This window comes from Streptomyces sp. NPDC051218, from assembly GCF_044455475.1.
In the GTDB taxonomy this organism is placed as follows: Bacteria; Actinomycetota; Actinomycetes; order Streptomycetales; family Streptomycetaceae; genus Streptomyces.
This window is the reverse complement of the sequence record NZ_JBITEU010000010.1, coordinates 285897-305492: the sequence shown is the minus strand read 5'-3', so window position 1 is coordinate 305492 and position 19596 is coordinate 285897. Positions and strand designations below refer to the sequence as shown.

Genomic DNA, 19596 nt, shown 5'->3' with positions numbered 1-19596 from the left:
GGCAGCGAATCCCGGCGGGACCCCGCCCCACGCCACCCCCGGACCAGCCCCGGCCCCCGGCACCCAGCTCCCGCCGGTGAATCCCGGCGGGACCCCGCCCCACGCCACCCCCGGGCCGCCCCCGGCCCCCGGCACCCAGCCTCCGCCGGGGAGTCACGGCGCGACCCCGCCCCACGGGACCCCCGGACCGCCCCCGGCCCACGGCACCCCCGGGCCACCCCCGGCCCCCGGCACCCAGCTCCCGCCGGCGAATCCCGGCGGGACCCCGCCTCACGGCACCCCCGGGCCGCCCCCGGCCCCCGGCACGCAGCTCCCGGCAGCGAATCCCGGCGGGACCCCGCCCCACGCCACCCCCGGGCCACCCCCGGCCCCCGGCACCCAGCTCCCGCCAGCAAGTCACAGCGGGACCCCGCCCCACGCCACCACCCCCGGACCGGCCCCCGCCCACGCCAGCCCCCACCCCCAGCAACCCGCAACCCCGGCCGCCCCCGCCCCGGCCCGGCAGCCCTACGATCCCTGGAATGCGCCCCTCCAGCAGAACGGTGGGGTTCCTGTGGATGAGGGCAAGCAGAAGAAGCTGGCGCGGCGGGTCATTCTGGTGGGGATCGCTGTCATCACGCTCGTGGCCGGTGGCATCGGTGGAGCCATCGGGGCCTATCTGGAGCGCAACGGCGGAGTGTCCGACATCGAGCTGCCGCAGGCCACGTCGCAGGACAAGGCGCGGGCCAAGGACAGCGTCGCCGGGATCGCGGCGAGTTCGCTGCCCGGCGTCGTGACCCTGCACGTCAGCGGCGACGAGGCGCAAGGCACCGGCACCGGCTTCGTGCTGGACGGCAAGGGACACATCCTCACCAACAACCACGTGGTCGAGCCCGCGGGGACCGGCGGCGAGATAACGGTGACGTTCAGCGGCGGCGAGAGCGCCAAGGCGGAGGTCATCGGCCGCGACGCGGGGTACGACCTCGCCGTGGTCAAGGTCTCCGGCGTACGCGGACTGAAGCCGCTGCCCCTCGGCAACTCCGAGAACGTCCAGGTCGGCGACCCCGTGGTCGCCATCGGAGCCCCCTTCGACCTCGCCAACACCGTCACCTCCGGCATCATCAGCGCCAAGGAACGCCCCATCACCGCCGGCGGGGAGAAGGGCGACGGCAGCGACGTCAGCTATGTCGACGCGCTGCAGACCGACGCCCCCATCAACCCCGGCAACTCCGGCGGCCCCTTGATGGACGGCGACGCCCGCGTCATCGGCATCAACAGCGCCATCCGCTCAGCCGACGACAGCTCCGCGCCCGGCGGCGGCCAGGCCGGTTCGATAGGGCTCGGCTTCGCCATCCCCATCAACCAGGGCAAGCGCGTCGCCGAAGAGCTGATCAACACCGGCAAGGCCACGCACCCTGTGATCGGTGTCACGCTCGACATGGAGTACACCGGCGACGGCGCCCGCGTCGGCGACAAGGGCAAGGACGGCGGCCCCGCCGTGAACAAGGGCGGCCCCGGCGACCGCGCCGGGATCAAGCCGGGCGACGTCATCACCGAAGTGGACGGCCGGCGCATCCACTCCGGCGACGAGCTGATCGTCAAGATCCGCGCCCACCGGCCCAAGGACAGCCTCGAACTGACCGTCCAGCGCGCGGGAAAGGACCGGAAAGTGACGCTCGTGCTCGGGGCCGCCGACGGGAGCTGATCCACGTCCGTCGCCCAGCGGCTACCGGACGGACAGGAACGCCGGGTACCGTGGACCCGGTCCGGATGGCAAGGAGCTCAAGGTGTTCACAGACATTGGCCCGCTGGAGATAGTGGCGCTGATCATCCTCGCCGTGCTCGTTTTCGGCCCGGACAAGCTGCCCAAGCTCATTCAGGACGCCTCGCGCACCATCCGTAAGATCCGTGAATTCTCGGACAGCGCCAAGGCGGATATCCGCAGTGAACTCGGCCCGGAATTCAAGGACTTCGAGTTCGAGGACCTGAATCCGAAGACCTTCATCCGCAAGCAGCTCGACAGCGACGAGCTCGGCCTGAAGGAAATCCGGAACGGCTTCGACCTCAAGAAGGAGATGGCCGAGGTCACGGACGCCGTGCACGGACGGGAGAGTGAATCCTCGGAGGGTTCGGACAGCGCGTCCGGCACAGGCGGTGGCCGCGTCGACATGGCCAAGAAGGACAGCGGCCTCGACATGGACAAGAAGCCCGAGAAGGCCGCGCCCGCCGACCCCCCGCCGTTCGACGCGGACGCCACCTGACCTCCTCCGAGGCACCCGCGGCGCGCCCCCGAGCGCGCCTCCTGGCACCCCCGCCGATACACCCGTCCGCCGACCGGTGTCCCAGCTTCCGGAACGGGTGTGGCTATCCTGCCTTGTTGTCCGGCTGAGGACGCCCGAGGGGGGCGGGCCCTGCGGACCGATGAGAACGAGGAGGCGGCCGGGTACATGGAGACGACAAGTCGCGTAGGCGCACAGGCGCCGGCCGCGGACGGCACCGCACAGGCGATGCCCTCCGCCCGGCGCACGGTCGACAGCTATCTGCTGGCGCCCTTCCCCTGGTACGGCCTCGACGAGGCCTTCACGGGGCAGCGCTGGCTGATGCAGGTCGGCAACGCCGCGGACGGCGCGGTGGAGCACGGCTCCATCGGGCACGGCGATGAGCCGTCGGTACGGAGTGACGGACCCTTCGGGAACAGCGACAAGGAGCGCTTCGCGGTCGTGGTGACCGTCGCGGCCAACCCGGTGCGCCGCAGCCCGGACGGCACGGGCCTGCTTGAGGCGACCTCGGTGTCGTCCGCGGCCTGGCTCGCCGGAGTGGGGCTGCTGTCCTTCACCTGGCCCAGCCAGATGGACCACACGCTGCGCGACGACTGGCTGGACCAGCAGACCGAGACGGCCTGGGTCCTCGCGGACGATCTGCAGGGCGACGACTGGTCGACGCTCTCGCTCCCGGTGGACGGGGTACCGACCTCGTTCCACTACCGCGAGTCCGAGTTCGGCTGGGTGCTCGCCGGGTCCACCGAGGAGGGCGCGCACCTGGGGGCCTACGGGCGCGGCATGAGCGCGTACGGCCTGGGCTTCTCCGTGGTCAAGGACATCCACGCGTACGCGGCCGACTAGCCGGAAGTCCGCACGCCGCGCAGATACGCCGATGGGGGCGCCGCTCATGACGAGCGGCGCCCCCATCGGCGTACGGAAGGAGCCCTGGAGGCCTCAGAACTTGTTGCGCGGGGTGATCCCGAGGGTCATGCCCGCGAGGCCGCGCTGGCGGCCGCCCAGCTTGCCCGCGATCGTGCGCAGCGCCGAGCCCGCCGGGGAGTCCGGGTCGGTCAGGACGACCGGCTTGCCCTCGTCGCCGCCCTCGCGCAGGCGCACGTCGATCGGGATGGAGCCGAGGACCGGGACGTTGGCGCCCGTGGTCTTCGTGAGGCCCTCGGCGACGCGCTGGCCTCCGCCCGTGCCGAAGACGTCGACCATCTCGCCGCAGTGCGGGCAGGGCAGCCCCGCCATGTTCTCGACGACGCCGACGATCTTCTGGTGGGTCTGTACGGCGATGGAGCCCGCGCGCTCGGCGACCTCGGCCGCCGCCTGCTGGGGCGTCGTCACGACGAGGATCTCGGCGTTCGGGACCAGCTGGGCCACGGAGATCGCGATGTCGCCCGTGCCCGGCGGCAGGTCGAGCAGCAGGACGTCCAGGTCGCCCCAGAAGACGTCCGCGAGGAACTGCTGGAGGGCACGGTGGAGCATGGGGCCGCGCCACACGACCGGGGCGTTGCCCGGCGTGAACATGCCGATGGAGATGACCTTCACGCCGTGCGCCGACGGCGGCATGATCATGTCCTCGACCTGGGTGGGCTTGCCGTCGGCGCCCAGCATCCGGGGCACGGAGTGGCCGTAGATGTCCGCGTCCACGACGCCGACCTTCAGGCCGTCCGCCGCCATCGCGGCCGCGAGGTTCACCGTCACCGAGGACTTGCCGACGCCGCCCTTGCCGGACGCGACGGCGTAGACACGGGTCAGCGAGCCGGGCTTGGCGAAGGGGACCTCGCGCTCGGCGGTGCCGCCGCGCAGCGCGCTCGCCAGCTCCTTGCGCTGCTCGTCGCTCATCACGTCGAGCGTGACGTCGACGCGCGTGACGCCTTCGACGGCGGCGACCGCGTCGGTCACGTTCTTCGTGATGGTCTCGCGCATCGGGCACCCGGAGACCGTGAGGTACACGGTGACCGCTACCACCCCATCAGGGGAGATATCTACCGATTTGACCATCCCCAACTCGGTGATGGGTCGATGGATCTCGGGGTCGTTCACCGTCGCCAGTGCTTCACGCACCGCGTCTTCCGTAGCCATACGTCCGATAGTACGGCGCGGTAACCCTGCCCCGGAAAGAGCCGTCAACGGTCGCCTACGTCACGCCCGCCGCTCTCCTCGGCCGGGAATACGACGCGATGGCTCCTGCGCTGCTCCTCCAGCTCCTTGACCAGGTCCTGGAGTTCGGAACGGATCCAGTCGCGGGTGGCCACCTCGCCGAGCCCCATGCGCAGCGAGGCGATCTCGCGGCTCAGATACTCGGTGTCCGCGATGGAGCGCTCGTTCTGCTTGCGGTCCTGTTCGAGGTTGACCCGGTCCCGGTCGTCCTGCCGGTTCTGCGCGAGCAGGATCAGCGGGGCAGCGTAGGACGCCTGGAGGGACAGCGCGAGGGTGAGGAACAGGAAGGGGAACGGGTCGAAGCGCAGCGCCTCGGGCGCCCAGACGTTCCAGGCGACCCAGACGATGATGGTGACCGTCATCCAGACGATGAAGCGCCCCGTGCCCAGGAACCGCGCGATCCTCTCCGAGAGGCGCCCGAACGCCTCGGGGTCGTACTCCGGCAGGAACTTGCGGCGCGGCGGCCGCGGCTGGTCGAGCCGGAAGCGCGGGGCCGGCCTGGGCTCGACGCGGGTGTCCCGGTCAGCTGGTGGCATGAGGCACCCCCTCTTCCTGGTGGAACTCGGTCTCGCGCCAGTCGTCCGGCAGCATGTGGTCGAGCACGTCGTCGACGGTGACCGCACCGAGCAGCGAGCCGCCCTCGTCGACGACGGGGGCCGCCACCATGTCGTACGTGGCGAAGAACCCGGCGACCTGCGGCAGCGCGGTCTGCGGCAGGAGCGTCTGCAGATCGTCGTCGAGGATCGAACTGACCAGCGTGTACGGCGGATCGCGCAGGAGCCGCTGGAAGTGCACCGTGCCGAGGTACTTGCCCGTCGGCGTCTCGTCCGGCGGGCGGCACACGTAGACCTGCGCGGCGAGAGCGGGGGACAGGTCCTGCTGGCGCACCCGCGCGAGGGCGTCCGCGACCGTCGCGTCCGGCCGCAGCACGATCGGCTCGGTCGTCATCAGACCGCCGGCGGTGCGCTCCTCGTACGCCATCAGGCGCCGCACGTCGGCCGCGTCGTCCGGCTGCATCAGCGTGAGCAGCCGCTCCTTGTCCTCCTCGGGCAGCTCGGCGAGCAGGTCGGCCGCGTCGTCCGGGTCCATCGCCTCCAGGACGTCCGCGGCACGCTCCTCCTTGAGCTTGCCGAGGATCTCGATCTGGTCGTCCTCGGGGAGCTCTTCGAGCACGTCGGCGAGCCGGTCGTCGTCGAGGGCGGCGGCGACTTCGGCCCGCCGTTTCGGCGTCAGGTGGTGCAGGACGTTGGCGAGGTCCGCGGGGCGCAGCTGTTCGAAGGTGGCGAGCAGACTCTCGGCGCCCTGGCCGTGCTCCTCGAGGGAGAAACCGTCGACGGCCGACCACTCGACGGTGAGCGTCTCGCCCTTGCGCCGGAACGTGCCGCCCTTGCCCTTGCGTACGAAGACCCGGTCGATCTCCCAGTCGCGGCGGGCCGGCAGCTGCTGCACCGACACGTCGAGGACGGTGACCTCCTCGTCCGACTCGACGAGCCGCACCCGCCGGTCGAGCATCTCGCCGAGCACGAGCCGCTCGGTGGGCCGCTGCTCGAAGCGCCGCACGTTCAGTACGCCGGTCGTGATGACCTGGCCCGACTCGATGCCGGTCACCCGGGTCATCGGCAGGAAGATGCGGCGCCGCGTCGACAGCTCCACGACCAGGCCGAGGAGGCGGGGCGGTCTGCGCTGCACCCGCAACATCGCCACCAGGTCGCGCACCCGGCCCACCTGGTCGCCGTTCGGGTCGAAGACGGCGGTACCGGCCAGATGCGACACGAAGACCCGGGACGCGCTCGCCGCCATTGCACGCGCCTCCCTCGCCGGTAGCTCTCTTCGCCGATCTGTCGATCAATGCGGGCTTCAGGCTAGCCCGTCCCGGTCGGATACGCCCCGGCGGAGGGTCCGGCCGCACTGGCGACGATCCACCTAGTCAGCACGGGTACGCTGCCGTACTGCCGTAGCCGTAGCCGTCGTCCCCACGAGAGGCAGCGACCCCTGTGTCAGCGATTTCCCCGGTCCGCCGCATCCACAAGAAGACACTCGTGAGCGCGATGTGCGCGGGTCTCGTCCTGGGGGTCACCGGTCTGACCGGGTGCAGCAGCGAGGAGGACCCGGACGCGGGTACGAACGGCATCGGCAAACTCTCCGCCGCGAAGATCCAGAGCAAGTCCCGCGCCGCCGCCGACGCGGCACCCGCCGTGCGGCTGTCGGGCACGCTGGTCAGCAAGGGCCACACGTACAAGCTCGACATGCGGCTCAAGGGCGAGGGCGGCACCGGCTCGGTCACCTCGAAGGGTGAGACCTTCCAGCTGCTGCGCGTCGGCAAGCAGCTCTTCCTGAAGGCCGACTCCGCCTTCTGGACCCACGAGGAGGCCAAGAGCGGCGGCGAGAAGCCCGGCAAGGCGGACGACCAGGCCGCGGCCAAGCTCGACGGCAAGTACGTGAAGGTCCCCGAGGAGGACGCGTCCTACCAGCAGCTGAGCGGCTTCACCGACAAGGACGTCCTGCTGGAGGGCATGCTCACCCTGCACGGAGCGCTCGCCGCAGGGGACCGCGGCACGATCGACGGCAACCCCAGCATCGAGATCACCGGCGACAAGGGCGCGGGCGGCACCCTGGAGGTCTCCCTGGAGGGCAAGCCCTATCCGCTGCGCCTGGAGCGCGCGGGCGACGCGGGCACGCTCCGGCTCAGCGACTGGGGCAGGGACTTCCCCCTCAGCGAGCCGGACGAGGACGAGATGGTGGACTACGGCGAGCAGCTGCCCGACTCGTAGGACGTACTGGGGCTGGTGGGACGTACGAGGGCTGGTGGGACGTACTAGGGCTTGTCGCCCTGACTCCGCCGCTTCTTGCGCTTGAACAGCAGCCGGGGCAGCGCGTCGGGCACCGGCTGCCGCGTGGTCGCCACGGTCGGCAGGGGCGGGGCCACGAGTGAGCCGTCGGGCAGGTCCGTGATCGTGTCCCGCGGGGTGAGCCGGACGACCCGGCACTCGTCCGCCCAGCGCTGCGGCATCCGCTCGCCGTCGGGCGCGTTCAGACGCTTGCCCTTGAGCTCGGCGACGGCCGCCTCCCACGCCTCGGAGCGCGGCGCGAGCTCGGTCACCTCCGCCGTCCAGGCGACGAGGCGCCCACCCTTGTCCTTGCTGCGTACGGTCACTTCGGCGGTGCCGCCGTCGACGAGACCCGGCAGCGGCTGCTCGCCGGGGCCGTCCCCGACGAGATGCGCGGCGCCCTCGTGCCATACGTGCCACAGGGCGCGGGCAGGGCCTTCGCCGCGCACCCAGATGAGGCCCGACTTCTTGGTGGCCTCCTCGACGAGGGCCTGGGTGAGCAGCGTTTCTGTCATGGCCGCAGCCTATCGAGCCGCCCGCCGGGTGCGGCTAGAGCCAGCCGTTGCGCTTCAGGGTGCGGTGGATGGCCCAGCAGACGCCGCCGATGAGACCGAGCACCATGGGGTAGCCGAACCGCCAGTGCAGCTCGGGCATGTGATCGAAGTTCATGCCGTAGACCCCGCAGACCGCCGTCGGCACGGCGATGATCGCCGCCCAGGAGGTGATCTTGCGCATGTCCTCGTTCTGCGCGACCGCGGCCTGTGCGAGGTTGGCCTGGAGGATCGAGTTGAGCAGTTCGTCGAAGCCGACGACCTGCTCCTGGACGCGGGCCAGGTGGTCGGCGACGTCACGGAAGTACTTCTGGATGTCCGGGTCGACGAGCCGCATCGGCCGCTCGCTCAGCAACAGCATGGGCCGAAGCAGCGGAGAGACGGCCCGCTTGAACTCCAGGACCTCCCGCTTGAGTTGGTAGATCCGCCCGGCGTCGACACCGCGCGCGGAGCCCTTGCCCTTGCTCGGTGCGGAGAAGACCTCGGTCTCCACCTCGTCGATGTCGTCCTGCATCGCGTCGGCGACCGCGAGATAGCCGTCGACGACGTGGTCGGCGATGGTGTGCAGGACCGAGGACGGCCCCTTGGCCAGGAGCTCGGGCTCCTCCTGGAGCCGACGCCGCAGGGCGCGCAGCGAGCCGTGGCCGCCGTGCCGCACGGTGATGAAGAAGTCCCGCCCGGTGAAGCACATCACCTCGCCGGTCTCCACGATCTCGCTGGTGGCGGTGAGTTCGGCGTGCTCGACGTAGTGGATCGTCTTGAAGACGGTGAACAGCGTGTCGTCGTAACGCTCGAGCTTGGGCCGCTGGTGGGCGTGCACCGCGTCCTCGACGGCGAGGGGGTGCAGCCCGAACTCGGCCGCGATACCGGCGAATTCGGCCTCGGTCGGCTCGTGCAGACCGATCCAGGCGAAGCCGCCGTCGCGACGCACCTGGAGCATCGCCTCGTGCGGCGTGAGCGTGTCGTGGCAGGCCGCGCGGCGGCCGTCGCGGTAGACGGCGCAGTCGACGACGGCGGAGGCCGCTGTGGGGTCGCGCGTGGTGTCGTACGAGCTGTAGGCGCTGCCGTCCTTGCGGAGCGAGGGACGGACGGCGGCGCGAAGGTCACGGATCATCGACATGGGCAGGCTCCTTTGACGGAGGCCGCCGGCGACGGGTGGAACTACCCGGAATGGGGACGTCCTGCTGCGGGTGTTTGGCACGTCCACAAAGCGGGGAGCACCGCACCATCGCGGTGGCAGCTTCGCTACTGACTCAGATCAGAGAACTCAGAGAGATCAGGTGGAAACGAAGTGCTCTTCCGTCGTACGCGAGCACGGTGAGTGCGGGCGCACAGTGGCAGCTACAGAGCTGCGTGAGGTGTCAGACGGAAGAACGGGTGGTACTGCACGGTCGACTTCGATCCATGGCAGCCCCACCTCCTCCGGCCGGTCCCCCGTAGGGGAGGTCCCAAGCGCGTAGCGCGCGAAGTCATCTGCCCGGGCTTGAGAGCGCGCTCTGCGTGCTGCCCGGAACCAGCGGCCAACACTATCAGCCGACTGAAGAGTCAAGCCCCGCCTTTACCCGTCTCTGACGAGTTCTATGCTCCCTGCATGGCTGATGTTCTTGCTCTGGTCGAAGCCCGGCTCCGTACCGCCCTCGGCGAACCGGACGCCCGCGCCGCGGTGACCTTCCTCGGCACCGACCGCGTGGAGGTGCTGCGCTTCACGGACGGGGACGTGGTCAGATACGCCACCCTCGGTATGTCGGTCCAGCCGATGGCCGACCCCACCGCCGCCCTGGCCGACCCGGTGAAGGGCCCGCGCGCGGAGTTGATCCTCTCGGTGCGGGGCGGCGTCGCCGACACGGACAAGGTGCTGCGGCCGTTGGCCGTCCTCGCCGCTTCGCCGCAGGTCGAGGGCCTGATCGTGGCTCCCGGCGCCTCGCTCGACGTGGGTGAACCGCTGTGGCCCGGCGCCCAGTTCACGTCGGTCCTCGTCGCGGAGCCCGGCGGTCTGGTGGAGGACCTGGAGCTGGACGAGCCGATGGAGCCCGTACGGTTCCTGCCGCTGCTGCCCATGACGCCGAACGAGGGCGCGTGGAAGCGGGTGCACGGCGCGCAGGCCCTCCAGGAGCGCTGGCTGAACAGCGGAACGGACCTGCGCGATCCGCTGCGCAAGTCCGTGTCCCTGGACTGAGTCCCCTTACCCGCGGCCTCAGTTGGCGAAGACGGTGACGCTGTCCTCCGTGGCGTGCTTCGGTTCGAGCTCCGCGGCCTCGTGGGTCAGGGAGTCCTTGCGGACCCAGACCACGACCGCGCCGAGCACCGCCGTGACGGCCGCGACCACGAAGGGGATATGGATGTTGCTCCACTCCTCGATCTTCGGCGCGAAGAACGGGGCGGCGGCCGCCGCGAACCACCGGACGAAGTTGTAACCGGCGCTGGCCACCGGGCGCGGCGCGTCCGACACGCCGAGCGCGAGCTCCGTGTAGACGGTGTTGTTCACGCCGATGAAGGCGCCGGACAGGATCGTGCAGACGACGGCCGTGGCGTGGTTGCCGTACCCGAGCACCAGTACGTCCGCCGCGAGGAGCACCAGCGAGCCGCCGAGCACCTTCAGCGAGCCGATCCTCGCCTGCAGCCGCGGGGCCACGAGCACCGAGAAGACGGCGAGCAGCAGACCCCAGGCGAAGAAGATGGCGCCCGACTTGTACGGGGTCATGTTCAGCACGAACGGCGTGAAGGCCAGGACCGTGAAGAACGTGTAGTTGTAGAAGAAGGCGGAGGCCGCGGCCGAGGCGAGTCCGCCGTGACCGAGGGCCTTGATCGGCGCGAGCAGGGAGGTCTTCTGTGCCGGCTTCGGCTGCTCCTTCAGGAACGCCGTGATGCACAGGAACCCGACGGCCATCAAGGCGGCCGTGCCGAAGAACGGGTAGCGCCAGCTCGCGTTGCCGAGCACCGCGCCGAGCAGCGGTCCGCAGGCCATGCCGAGACCGAGCGCCGACTCGTAGAGCAGGATCGCGGCGGCGCTGCCGCCGGCCGCCGCACCGACGATGACCGCGAGGGCGGTCGACACGAAGAGCGCGTTGCCGAGCCCCCATCCGGCGCGGAACCCGACGAGTTCGCCGACGGACCCCGAGGTGCCGGCGAGCCCCGCGAAGACCACGACGAGCGCGAGGCCGAGCAGCAGGGTCTTCTTGCCGCCGATCCGGCTGGAGACGAAGCCGGTCACGAGCATCGCCACGGCGGTGATCAGGAAATACGAGGTGAAGAGCAGGGAGACCTGGCTCGCGGACGCGTCGAGGCCCTTGGCGATGGAGGGGAGGATCGGGTCGACGAGTCCGATGCCCATGAAGGCGACGACGGAGGCGCCGGCGGTGGCCCAGACGGCCTTCGGCTGGCGCAGAAGACTCGTCGCTCCCTCGTCGAACGGATCCTCTGGAGAGGGGCCTCCCGGGCGTCCCGCTGGGCGTCCTGCTGTGGCTCCTCCTGTACTGCTGTTCATGCCTGCTCCTTCAGCGGCTGTCGTTTCAGCGATTTCCGTTTCAGCGATTTCCGGTCGGCGACTTCCGTCGAGATCGTTGACGTATACACATATTAGTTAGCCAAGCTAAAAGATGCAAGCTACATCTAGTTTTGCCTGGTGACAGGGCCACCGGACGGGTGATCGTCCTTGACGGGGCGACGACCGGGGAGGACCGTTGGTGGCTATGAGGGGCGAACCCAGTTGCCCGAAGTGTGGTGGCCGGGTCAGGGCTCCCGGTCTCTTTGCCGACTCCTGGCAGTGCGATGTGCACGGGACGGTGCATCCGCTGCAGCCTGTGATCCCGCCCAGCGTCGAGGCCCTCCAGGTCGTGGTGCACCGCGCGCAGGTGCCGGTGTGGATGCCGTGGCCGCTGCCGGTCGGCTGGTTGTTCACGGGCGTGGCCTGCGCGGGCGACGACCGCAGTGGTGGCCGCGCGACCGCCGTGGCTTGCTCGGGTCCCGCGCCGCTCGGCGGCATGGGCGAGCTCGTCCTGGTGGCCGAGGAGCTCGGCGTCGGCCTCGGCGCGCGGTACGCGGGCATCGACGGCCCGGACCCCGGCCCGTATCTGAACGTCGACAAGCCGGCGCAGGCCAAGCTCCTCGCGGCGGGCCGGCCGACCCCGCTGTGGCATGTGGCGGGCACGCCGGACGACCGCGCGGTCTTCGCGGGAGAGGCGCGCGGCCTGTGGCTGTGGGCGATCGCGTGGCCGGAGCAGTCGGGGCTCCTGATGTACGACGAACTGGTGCTCACCGATCTGCGGGACGCGGGAGCAGAAGTGGACCTCCTGCCGTGCGGGGCGCTTTCGCCGCGGATTCTCATGCCGTGAGGGGGCTGCCGCCCTGCGGGGCGGGGTTGTTCGCAGGGCGCTGTTCGCGGGCTCCGGGGACGCTTCGGCGGGCGGCAGGGTGCTTCGCGGGTGTCCGAGGGGTCGCGGGCTGTGGGGTGGGGGTGCAGTGAGGGGGGTCTCCTTTGTGGCGGCCGGTGGGGCGTTCGGGTCCCGTTATCCTTGAGCGTCCCCTCGTCCGCCCCGTCAGAGCCTGGAGTCCGCGTCGTGCGCATCGACCTGCACACCCACTCCACCGCTTCCGACGGCACGGACACCCCGGCGCAGTTGGTGCGCAACGCTGCCGCCGCCGGCCTCGACGTCGTCGCGCTCACGGACCACGACACCACCCGCGGGTACGCCGAGGCGATCGAGGCCCTGGGCACACTCGACCGGAGCCTGACCCTCGTCACCGGCGCCGAACTCTCCTGCCGCCTCGACGGCGTGGGCCTGCACATGCTGGCCTACCTCTTCGACCCCGACGAGCCCGAACTCGCCCGTGAGCGCGAGCTCGTGCGCGACGACCGGGTGCCCCGCGCGAAGACGATGGTCGGCAAGCTCCGGGAGCTCGGCGTCCCGGTCACCTGGGAGCAGGTCGCGCGCATCGCGGGCGACGGCTCGGTCGGCCGCCCGCACATCGCCGAGGCCCTGGTGGAACTGGGCGTCGTGCCCACCGTCTCGGACGCCTTCACGCCCGCCTGGCTCGCCGACGGCGGCCGCGCGTACGCCGGGAAGCACGAGCTGGACCCCTTCGACGCGATCCGCCTGGTCAAGGCCGCGGGCGGCGTCACCGTCTTCGCGCACCCGGCGGCCGTCAAGCGCGGCCAAGTGGTGCCCGAGGCCGCGATCGCGGCGCTTGCCGCCGCGGGTCTCGACGGTGTCGAGGCCGACCACATGGACCACGACACGGCCACCCGCACCCGGCTGCACGGCCTCGCCGCGGACCTCGGTCTGCTGGCCACGGGATCGAGCGACTACCACGGCAGCCGCAAGACCTGTGTGCTCGGGGAGTACACCACCGACCCCGAGATCTACGGGGAGATCACGCGCCGCGCGACCGGGGCGTTCCCGGTACCGGGCGCGGGCGGAAGCGCTGCCGCCACCGCTACCGCTTGATCCTCACTTCCCCCTGAGCGCCGCCCCTCCCCGCGGCGTTCTCGTACCACTCTCTGCAAGGCCATCACTGTGTTCGACGTCGCCGTCTTCGGCTCCCTCTTCCTCACCCTTTTTGTCATCATGGATCCCCCTGGGATCACCCCGATCTTCCTCGGGCTCACCTCCGGACGCCCGGCCAAGGTGCAGCGGAAGATGGCCTTCCAGGCCGTGTGCGTCGCCTTCGGCGTGATCGCGGTCTTCGGGGTCCTCGGACATCAGATCCTCGACTACCTGCATGTCTCCGTCCCCGCGTTGATGATCGCGGGCGGTCTGCTGCTCCTGCTGATCGCGCTCGACCTGCTCACCGGCAAGACGGACGAGCCGAAGCAGACCAAGGACGTCAACGTCGCCCTCGTGCCCCTCGGCATGCCGCTGCTCGCGGGACCCGGCGCGATCGTCTCCGTCATCCTGGCCGTCCAGGACGCCGACAGTGTCGGCACGCAGCTCTCCGTGTGGGCGGCGATCGTGGCGATGCACGTCGTGCTGTGGCTGGTGATGCGCTACTCGCTGCTGATCATCCGGGTCATCAAGGACGGCGGCGTGGTCCTGGTGACGCGGCTCGCGGGCATGATGCTCTCCGCGATCGCCGTGCAGCAGATCATCAACGGCGTGACGCAGGTGATCAACGGCGGCTAAGGCGCGCCGGGCGAGGCCGCCGGGCATGCCAAGGGCCCCCGTACCAAAAATGTACGGGGGCCCTTCAACCGGTTCAGCCTGTGCTCAACCTCTGCTCAACCTCTGTCTGCTCAACCTGTGCGTTACGAGGCCGGGGATTCGGCCGGTCGGATATAGATGCGCTGGCCGATCGCTGCGGCCTGCTGCACGATCCGATTGACGGAGGCGGCGTCTACGACGGTCCGGTCCACGGCGGCGCCGTCGACGTCGTCGAGTCGCATGATTTCGAAGCGCAAGGGCTTCTCCCTTCGTCTGGTCATCCTCCTGAAGGAGAACTACTGGGTGCGGCCGCCGGGACAGCAGTGTCCGGCGTTCCATACGGGTACAACGAGTTGCCCCCAGCAAACATTCCCTACGCTAAGGAAATTTTTCGACAGACTAATTACTCACGAGTAGCGAGACCGGTTGTGTTCGCTGCGTGACCAACGGAACAATGAGCCCCGATGAACGACGAGATCGAGATCAGCGCCCATAGCAGCGCCCAGAGCGCCCAGAACAGTGCCCGGATCAGTGCCCAGCTGGAGCGCGCCAACGGCCTCCTCGAGCGCGTGCTGGCCGAGGTGGCGAAGACGCCGTCCACCCACGCGATCTTCGTCGACGCCGGGTATGTCTACGCGGCGGCGGGACGGCTCGCGGTCGGCACGGAGGACCGGCGCGCCTTCGACCTGGACGCGGAGGGACTGATCGAGGCCCTCATCGACAAGGCACGCACGATCTTCGCGGACAGCCGTCTGCTGCGCGTCTACTGGTACGACGGTGCGCGGCGCCGCATCCACACGATCGAGCAGCAGTCGATCGCGGAGCTCCCCGACGTCAAGGTCCGCCTGGGCAACCTCAACGCGAACAATCAGCAGAAGGGCGTGGACTCCCTCATCCGGTCGGACCTGGAGTCACTCGCCCGCCACCGCGCGATCAGCGACGCGGCCCTGATCGGGGGCGACGAGGACCTGGTCTCGGCGGTCGAGGCGGCGCAGGGGTACGGCGCGCGGGTGCACCTGTGGGGCATCGAGGCGAGCGAGGGCCGCAACCAGGCGGAGCCGCTGCTGTGGGAGGTCGACAGCCAGCGCACGTTCGACCTCGACTTCTTCAAGCCGTACGTGTCCCGGCGCAGCGCCGCGGCGACGTATGAGACGGCGGGTACGCCGCGGCCCAACCGCGAGGACGTGCGCTTCGTGGGCGCGCAGATCGCCGCGAAGTGGCTTGCCGCGCGGGGGCGCGCGGCGCTGGTGGACCTGCTGCCGGGGCATCCGTACCTGCCGGGGTCCGTGGACCAGGAGCTCCTGGTGGAGGCCGAGAAGCTGCTCGCGTACTCGCTGCGGGGGCAGTCGGACCTGAGGCGGGCGCTGCGGGACGGCTTCTGGGAGCACCTGCAGACGCAGTACTAGCCTGCGGCTCCGCTGATCCGGTCCCAGAAGGTGATGAGGGCGGCGGCGGTCTCCGCGGGGCGGTCGGTGTTGGGGGAGTGCTCGGCGCCCGCGATGACCGTACGGTGGGCCCGCAGCCGCTCGGCCATCTCGTCGAGCCAGGGGATGGGCCAGGTGTCGTCGCGCTCGCCGGAGATGACGTGCTTGGGCAGCGGGGTGGCAGCGAGCTCCGTGACCCGGTCGGGCTCGACGCAGAGCTGCTTGCCGGTGGCGATGAGCTGGGCGGGGCTGTGCCGCAGCCAGCGCTCGCGCAGGGCCTCGCCGTCGAGGTCGGCCTCCTCCGGCGGATCCATGGCCTGGATCGCCGCCCAGGCCTCGGCCATCGACAGGACACCGAGCGCGTCCGTCAGCATCTTGGCGCGGGCCTGCTGGGAGGGGGTGATGGCGGCGGGGCCCGAGGCCATGAGCGTGAGCGAGGCGAAGGTGCCGGCGGGGGAGCGGAGGGTGGCGGCGCGGGCGACGAGGCCTCCGAGGGAGTGGCCCAGGAGGTGGGGTGCGTTGTGGCTGTGGCTGTGGCTGTGGCTGTGGCCGTGGCCGTTTCCGTCGCCGTCGCTGATCGCGTCGGCGACGGCGAGGGTGTCGAGGGCCAACTGCTCCTGGGCGTAAGGAGCTTCGTCGTCCGTGGGGCCTTGGCTCTCGTACTGACCCCGGCCGTCTACGGAGACCGCTCGGTACCCGGCATCGGCGATGGGCCTCAGCAGGGCGATGAAGTCCTCCTTGCTCCCGGTGAATCCGGGGAGCAGCAGGACGGTGCCCTTGGCCTCGCCGGCCGGGCGGGCGTCGAGGGTCGCGAAGCTGCCGCGCGCGGTGTCGAGGAGCCGCGCGTCGACGCCGGGGGGCGGGGTGAAGGTCGGGGGCCTGCTCATGCCTTGAGGCTAGCTGGCGGGGCCGGCCTTCCGGGTGGGGCCCTGCGGCCTTCTCTGCGAGGGGCTGGCTGCTGGTACGCGTTCCTACGCTGGGTGGGGCTGGCTGCCGGCGCGTTGTGGTGCCTGGCCCGCCGCTTCGCGCCGGATTTTCCCCACCCGCCCACCCGATGCTCTGCGGTCGCTGGGAACTGAAGGGAGAGTGGCTGGCTGCCGGTGCGTCGTGAGTGCCTGCCCGCCGCTTCGCGCCGGATTTTCCCCACCCGCCCGCCCGATTGCCCGGTAGCTGTTGAGGGTTGTGTATCTGGGCCGTCGCTTCGCGACGGGTCTTTCCCGCCCGCCCGCCCGTTTGCCCGGGAGTTGCTTCGTGACCAGGTGGGTCTTCGTCGTTGGCTTCTTTTTGGCCCCGCCGGCCCGAGCCCGCCCGTTGGGCCCGTAGCTGCTGGGGGAAGCGGTTGTTGGTCTCTCGTTGTTGGGGTGCCGTGTGGCTGCTGGGTATCGGGTGGGTGGGCGGGAAAGATCCGGCGCGGAGCGCCGGGACAGGGCGCCGAGCGCGCAGGGGACGGCAAAGGCCCGGCACCCCGTAGGGGGGCCGGGCCTTCAGGCGTCAAGCCTCAGCGGAGCGCCTCAGCTCTCATCGGCCGGCGCAGCAACCGCCTTGCGCGCCCTGCGGCGCGGCTTGGTGACCGTGGCCGTGGCCTCCTCGGCGGCAACCGGAGCCTCCGCAGCCTTACGCGTACGGCGGCGCGGCTTCGTCTCCTCCGTCGGCTGAGCGGGGATCTCGGCCTCGACCGTGTCCACCACGGCTTCCGCAGCCTTGCGGGTGGTGCGGCGGCGCGGCTTGGCGGCCGGGGCCTCGGCCTCGGCCGTGGCAGCCTCCGTCACCTCGGCCACCGGCTCGGCAGCCTTGCGGGTCCTGCGGCGGGGCTTGGTCGCGGGGGCTTCGGCCTCGGCAGCTTCCGTCACCTCGGCCACGGGCTCCGCGGCCTTGCGGGTGCGGCGGCGCGGCTTCTCGGCGGGGGTCTCGGGCTCGGTGGCCTCGACCGTGTCCACTACGGCTTCCGCGGCCTTGCGGGTCCTGCGGCGCGGCTTAGCCGCGGGGGTCTCGGCCTCGGCAGCTTCCGTCACCTCGGCCATGGGCTCCGCGGCCTTGCGGGTGCGGCGGCGCGGCTTTTCGGCGGGGGTCTCGGGCTCGGTGGCCTCGACCGTGTCCACTACGGCTTCCGCGGCCTTGCGGGTCCTGCGGCGCGGCTGTGCCGCCGGGGCTTCGGCCTCGGCAGCTTCCGTCACCTCGGCCACGGGCTCCGCGGCCTTGCGCGTGCGGCGGCGCGGCTTGGTCTCCGCGGCCTCGGGCAGCTCCGGAACCTCGACCACGGCCACCGGCTCCGCAGCCTTGCGGGTCCTGCGGCGGGGCTTCTCGGCCGGGGCCTCGGCGGGAGTCGCTTCGGCGGGCTCTACGGCCTCGACCGTCTCGACCACAGCCTCCGCCGCCTCCGAACCACTCCGCGTCCTGCGGCGGCGACGCGGCGCGCGTGGCTCCGTCAGCTCGGCCTCGGGAGCGGCCACCACCTCAGCCGCGGCCACCGCGGGGGTCTCCAGCGGCGTACCGGAACGGGTGCGGCGGCGACGACGCGGCGTACGCGCCTCACGCGGCTCGCGCTCCGGGGCGGCCTCGGAAGCACGCCCACGGTCACGGTCACGCCCGTCACGATCACGCCCGTCACGATCACGCCCGTCACGATCACGCCCGTCACGATCACGCCCGTCACGGCCACGGCCGCCACGATCGCGCGAGCCACCCTTGCCGCCCGTCTCGCCGAGGTCTTCGACCTCCTCGGCGCGCAGCCCGGCACGGGTCCGCTCGCCGCGCGGCAGGACACCCTTCGTGCCCACCGGGATGTTCAGCTCCTCGTACAGGTGAGGAGAGCTCGAGTACGTCTCGACCGGGTCGCTGAGGCCGAGGTTCAGCGCCTTGTTGATCAGCTGCCAGCGCGGGATGTCGTCCCAGTCGACCAGCGTGATCGCGATGCCCTTGGCGCCCGCGCGGCCGGTGCGGCCGATGCGGTGCAGGTAGGTCTTCTCGTCCTCGGGGGACTGGTAGTTGATGACGTGCGTGACGCCACCCACGTCGATACCGCGCGCGGCGACATCCGTGCAGACGAGCACGTCCACCTTGCCGTTGCGGAACGCGCGCAGCGCCTGCTCGCGCGCACCCTGACCGAGGTCACCGTGCACGGCGCCCGAGGCGAAGCCACGCTTCTCGAGCTGCTCGGCGATGTCGGCGGCGGTCCGCTTCGTACGGCAGAAGATCATCGCGAGTCCGCGGCCGTCGGCCTGCAGGATGCGCGAGACCATCTCGGGCTTGTCCATGTTGTGCGCGCGGAACACGTGCTGCTTGGTGTTCGCGACGGTCTGGCCCTCGTCGTCCGGCGCGGTGGCGCGGATGTGCGTGGGCTGCGACATGTAGCGACGGGCCAGGCCGATGACCGCGCCCGGCATGGTCGCCGAGAACAGCATCGTCTGACGCTTGGCCGGAAGCATGTTGATGATCCGCTCGACGTCGGGCAGGAAGCCCAGGTCGAGCATCTCGTCGGCCTCGTCGAGGACCAGGCACTTGATGTGCTTGAGGTTGAGCTTCTTCTGGCCCGCGAGGTCGAGCAGACGACCGGGTGTGCCGACGACGATGTCGATGCCCTTCTTGAGGGCCTCGACCTGCGGCTCGTAGGCCCGGCCGCCGTATATGGCGAGGACGCGCACATTGCGCGCCTTGCCGGCGGTCAGGAGGTCGTTCGTCACCTGCTGGCACAGCTCACGCGTGGGGACGACGATGAGCGCCTGCGGGGCGTCGGTCAGCTGCTCGGGCTTGGCCCGGCCGGCCTCGACGTCAGCGGGGACGGTGACGCGCTCCAGGAGCGGCAGTCCGAAGCCGAGCGTCTTGCCGGTGCCGGTCTTGGCCTGGCCGATGACGTCGCTGCCAGAGAGCGCGACGGGGAGCGTCATCTCTTGGATGGGGAAAGGGCTGGTGATGCCGACGGCCTCGAGGGCCTCGGCCGTCTCGGAGAGAATTCCGAGATCGCGGAAAGTCGTAGTCAGGGCATTGCCTCTTCTGTGAGACGCGGCCCGAGGCGAACGCTGGGGGGTCGTGACCGTGCCACTACCGCCGGCTGCTTGGGGGGCGGGGCCGGGGGCGCGGGACCACTGCCTGCGCTCGAGCGCTCGTACCGCTGAGGTTCCCTCCTCGTGCCGTCCGCACTGTGCGGGCCGCCTGGAGGGCTGTCGGGTCGGAGCCGATCGGGCCTCCGACCGGGCATCCTCATTCGTACGGCCCGACGAATATTCGGCGGGCGCATTACCACTGTACCCCGG

Annotated in this window: 18 protein-coding genes; 9 read left to right on the top strand and 9 right to left on the bottom strand. The window is 70.9% G+C overall.

The genetic code is table 11. The annotated features are described in order from the left end of the window. The first annotated feature begins 76 nt into the window (after positions 1-76). From ACIBCK_RS29395 to ACIBCK_RS29385, 3 genes are all read left to right on the top strand, one after another. Positions 77-1684 carry a S1C family serine protease gene (locus tag ACIBCK_RS29395; protein WP_399395336.1) on the top strand — a complete coding sequence of 536 codons (1608 nt, stop codon included), beginning with the start codon at positions 77-79 and terminating at the stop codon, positions 1682-1684. Between the two features lie 82 nt (positions 1685-1766). Beyond that, the gene (locus ACIBCK_RS29390; protein ID WP_399395062.1) at positions 1767-2240 is read left to right on the top strand and encodes a sec-independent translocase; all 474 of its coding nucleotides are present in this window, start codon (positions 1767-1769) and stop codon (positions 2238-2240) included. A 186-nt stretch (positions 2241-2426) separates the two neighbouring features. After that, positions 2427-3101, top strand: a complete 675-nt coding sequence (locus tag ACIBCK_RS29385) for a hypothetical protein (RefSeq protein ID WP_399395060.1) — start codon at positions 2427-2429, stop codon at positions 3099-3101. Between the two features lie 93 nt (positions 3102-3194). Here the strand turns inward: ACIBCK_RS29385 and ACIBCK_RS29380 are convergent, their stop codons facing one another. Genes ACIBCK_RS29380 through ACIBCK_RS29370 form a run of 3 tightly spaced genes read right to left on the bottom strand, consistent with a single transcriptional unit; the run spans position 3195 to position 6206 of the window. Then, positions 3195-4328 (bottom strand): Mrp/NBP35 family ATP-binding protein, encoded by a 1134-nt coding sequence (locus ACIBCK_RS29380; RefSeq protein WP_399395058.1) that lies wholly within the window; start codon positions 4326-4328, stop codon positions 3195-3197. A gap of 44 nt (positions 4329-4372) precedes the next feature. After that, complete coding sequence (locus ACIBCK_RS29375) at positions 4373-4942, bottom strand: DUF1003 domain-containing protein (RefSeq protein ID WP_399395056.1); 570 nt, start codon at positions 4940-4942, stop codon at positions 4373-4375. Further along, the gene (locus tag ACIBCK_RS29370; RefSeq protein WP_399395055.1) at positions 4929-6206 is read right to left on the bottom strand and encodes a magnesium transporter MgtE N-terminal domain-containing protein; all 1278 of its coding nucleotides are present in this window, start codon (positions 6204-6206) and stop codon (positions 4929-4931) included. Before ACIBCK_RS29370 ends, ACIBCK_RS29375 begins: the two co-directional genes overlap by 14 nt. Before the next feature lie 248 nt (positions 6207-6454). On the opposite strand from ACIBCK_RS29370, the gene ACIBCK_RS29365 reads away from it, so the two are divergent. Continuing rightward, positions 6455-7177, top strand: a complete 723-nt coding sequence (locus tag ACIBCK_RS29365; protein WP_399395334.1) for a hypothetical protein — start codon at positions 6455-6457, stop codon at positions 7175-7177. A 44-nt stretch (positions 7178-7221) separates the two neighbouring features. Here ACIBCK_RS29365 and ACIBCK_RS29360 read toward each other — a convergent pair whose 3' ends face one another. Then, entirely contained in the window at positions 7222-7749 is a 528-nt protein-coding gene (locus ACIBCK_RS29360) for a hypothetical protein (protein ID WP_399395053.1), read from the bottom strand. 34 nt (positions 7750-7783) lie between these two features. Next, positions 7784-8905, bottom strand: coding sequence for a magnesium and cobalt transport protein CorA (locus ACIBCK_RS29355; RefSeq protein WP_367044822.1), 1122 nt, complete (start codon positions 8903-8905; stop codon positions 7784-7786). A gap of 471 nt (positions 8906-9376) precedes the next feature. Here ACIBCK_RS29355 and ACIBCK_RS29350 point away from each other — a divergent pair, with 471 nt between their 5' ends. Next, positions 9377-9961 carry a suppressor of fused domain protein gene (locus tag ACIBCK_RS29350; protein WP_399395051.1) on the top strand — a complete coding sequence of 195 codons (585 nt, stop codon included), beginning with the start codon at positions 9377-9379 and terminating at the stop codon, positions 9959-9961. Positions 9962-9979: 18 nt separating this feature from the next. On the opposite strand, the gene ACIBCK_RS29345 is transcribed toward ACIBCK_RS29350, so the two are convergent. Further along, positions 9980-11269 (bottom strand): MFS transporter, encoded by a 1290-nt coding sequence (locus tag ACIBCK_RS29345; RefSeq protein ID WP_399395048.1) that lies wholly within the window; start codon positions 11267-11269, stop codon positions 9980-9982. A 205-nt stretch (positions 11270-11474) separates the two neighbouring features. Between ACIBCK_RS29345 and ACIBCK_RS29340 the strand changes: the two genes are divergently transcribed. The 3 genes from ACIBCK_RS29340 to ACIBCK_RS29330 all read left to right on the top strand — a co-directional run bounded on the left by ACIBCK_RS29340 (position 11475) and on the right by ACIBCK_RS29330 (position 13904). Continuing rightward, positions 11475-12116 (top strand): DUF6758 family protein, encoded by a 642-nt coding sequence (locus ACIBCK_RS29340; RefSeq protein WP_399395047.1) that lies wholly within the window; start codon positions 11475-11477, stop codon positions 12114-12116. Positions 12117-12341: 225 nt separating this feature from the next. Continuing rightward, on the top strand, positions 12342-13229 hold the full coding sequence (locus ACIBCK_RS29335) for a PHP domain-containing protein (protein WP_399395045.1): 888 nt from the start codon (positions 12342-12344) through the stop codon (positions 13227-13229). Positions 13230-13298: 69 nt separating this feature from the next. Beyond that, entirely contained in the window at positions 13299-13904 is a 606-nt protein-coding gene (locus tag ACIBCK_RS29330) for a MarC family protein (protein WP_399395042.1), read from the top strand. A gap of 122 nt (positions 13905-14026) precedes the next feature. Here the strand turns inward: ACIBCK_RS29330 and ACIBCK_RS29325 are convergent, their stop codons facing one another. Beyond that, complete coding sequence (locus ACIBCK_RS29325; protein WP_167829028.1) at positions 14027-14179, bottom strand: hypothetical protein; 153 nt, start codon at positions 14177-14179, stop codon at positions 14027-14029. A gap of 207 nt (positions 14180-14386) precedes the next feature. Between ACIBCK_RS29325 and ACIBCK_RS29320 the strand changes: the two genes are divergently transcribed. Continuing rightward, on the top strand, positions 14387-15328 hold the full coding sequence (locus tag ACIBCK_RS29320) for an NYN domain-containing protein (protein ID WP_399395040.1): 942 nt from the start codon (positions 14387-14389) through the stop codon (positions 15326-15328). Here ACIBCK_RS29320 and ACIBCK_RS29315 read toward each other — a convergent pair. Further along, positions 15325-16233, bottom strand: a complete 909-nt coding sequence (locus ACIBCK_RS29315; protein WP_399395038.1) for an alpha/beta fold hydrolase — start codon at positions 16231-16233, stop codon at positions 15325-15327. The genes ACIBCK_RS29320 and ACIBCK_RS29315 overlap by 4 nt on opposite strands. A gap of 624 nt (positions 16234-16857) precedes the next feature. Then, complete coding sequence (locus ACIBCK_RS29310; protein ID WP_399395036.1) at positions 16858-19230, bottom strand: DEAD/DEAH box helicase; 2373 nt, start codon at positions 19228-19230, stop codon at positions 16858-16860. Positions 19231-19596 lie beyond the last annotated feature (366 nt).